The sequence below is a fragment of the Brevundimonas sp. genome (genome assembly GCF_032107865.1).
Lineage (GTDB): Bacteria > Pseudomonadota > Alphaproteobacteria > Caulobacterales > Caulobacteraceae > Brevundimonas.
The window spans coordinates 1-1581 of sequence record NZ_DAMCNG010000356.1 but is presented as its reverse complement, the minus strand read 5'-3'; the positions used below and the strand labels follow the sequence as shown (position 1 = coordinate 1581).

At 67.9% G+C, this 1581-nt stretch carries 2 protein-coding genes; both read left to right on the top strand.

From position 1 onward, the window contains the following. Positions 1 to 133 precede the first annotated feature (133 nt). Positions 134 to 466 carry a flagellar motor switch protein FliN gene (fliN, locus tag RT567_RS16625; protein ID WP_004370801.1) on the top strand — a complete coding sequence of 111 codons (333 nt, stop codon included), beginning with the start codon at positions 134 to 136 and terminating at the stop codon, positions 464 to 466. A 42-nt stretch (positions 467 to 508) separates the two neighbouring features. Continuing rightward, the coding region (locus RT567_RS16620; RefSeq protein WP_313577298.1) for a sigma-54 dependent transcriptional regulator at positions 509 to 1581 on the top strand (1073 nt) is incomplete at its 3' end.

The following is a 1581-nucleotide window of genomic DNA, read 5'->3' as shown; positions in this document are numbered from 1 at the left end:
ACGGTCGCGCTGAATTCGATCCGGCCGAAGCCGAGGCCCGTGTGGCCGCCGCGCTCAACGCCGCCCTGGCCGCCGAAGCCGGCCACGCCGAGCCGCCTCTTGAGGGCGGCGCTCATGACAGAAGGGGCTTCTGATGGCCACCGACGATCTTTCGCTTGAGGAATTCGGCGAGTCCACCGCCCTGAATCTGGCGGACGACGGCGGCGAGAAGTCCGCCGTCGATCTGGCGCCGGTCTTCGACGTGCCGGTCAACATCTCGGCCGTGCTGGGCAAGGCGCATATGTCGGTCGCCCAGCTTCTGAAGCTGAACAAGGGCTCGGTGCTGGAACTGGACCGCAAGGTCGGCGAGGCGATCGACATCTTCGTCAACAACCGCCTGGTGGCGCGCGGCGAGGTCGTCGTCGTCGAGGACCGGCTGGGCGTGACCATGACGGAAATCATCAAGACCGAGGACAAGGGCGCCTGATCGGCCGCCCCGTCACGGACAGGATTTTGAAGGAGTAGGGCGATGCGTCTTCTGGTGGTGGGTCGTTTAAGCGGCCAGCTGGCGACGGCGGTGAAGATGGCCATGGCGCACGGCGCCAAGGTCCAGCACGTCGAGCGCGCCGATCAGGCGACCGAGCAACTGCGCCGGGGGCAGGGCGCCGACCTGCTGATGGTGGATTATCGCATCGACATCGCCGCCCTGATCGCCGCCAACGACGCCGAGCGCATCCATGTGCCGGTCGTGGCCTGCGGCGTCGACGCCGACGCGCGCGAGGCGGCCGACGCCATCCGCGCGGGGGCCAAGGAGTTCATCCCCCTGCCGCCCGAGGCGGATCTGATCGCCGCCGTCCTCTCGGCCGTGGCCGACGACGAGCGGCCGATGATCTCGGCCGATCCGGCGATGAAGCATGTCATTCAACTGGCCGATCAGGTGGCGCGTTCGGAAGCCTCCATCCTGATCACCGGCGAAAGCGGCGTGGGTAAGGAGGTGATGGCGCGCTATCTGCACACCCACTCGCGCCGCGCCGACAAGGCCTTCATCAGCGTTAACTGCGCCGCCATTCCCGACAACCTGCTGGAATCCGAACTGTTCGGTCATGAGAAGGGCGCCTTCACGGGCGCTGTCGCGCGCCGCATCGGCAAGTTCGAGGAGGCCGACGGCGGCACCCTGCTGCTGGACGAAATCAGCGAGATGGACGCGCGTCTGCAGGCCAAGCTGCTGCGCGCCATTCAGGAGCGGGTGATCGACCGCGTCGGCGGCGCCAAGCCGGTGCCCGTCAACATCCGCATCATCGCCACCTCCAACCGCGACCTGGCCAAGGCCGTGGCCGAGGGCGTGTTCCGCGAAGACCTGCTGTACCGGCTGAACGTGGTGAACCTGCGCCTGCCGTCCTTGCGCGAGCGTCCCGGTGACATCGCGGTGCTGGCCGATCACTTCGTCAAGAAATACGCCGCCGCCAACGGCGTGCCGCCGCGCGCGATCGGCGCTGAGGCCAAGCGCGCCCTGGTCGGCCACCGCTGGCCCGGCAACGTGCGCGAGCTGGAAAATGCGATGCATCGCGCTGTCCTGCTGGCGGCGGGGACTGAGATCGACGT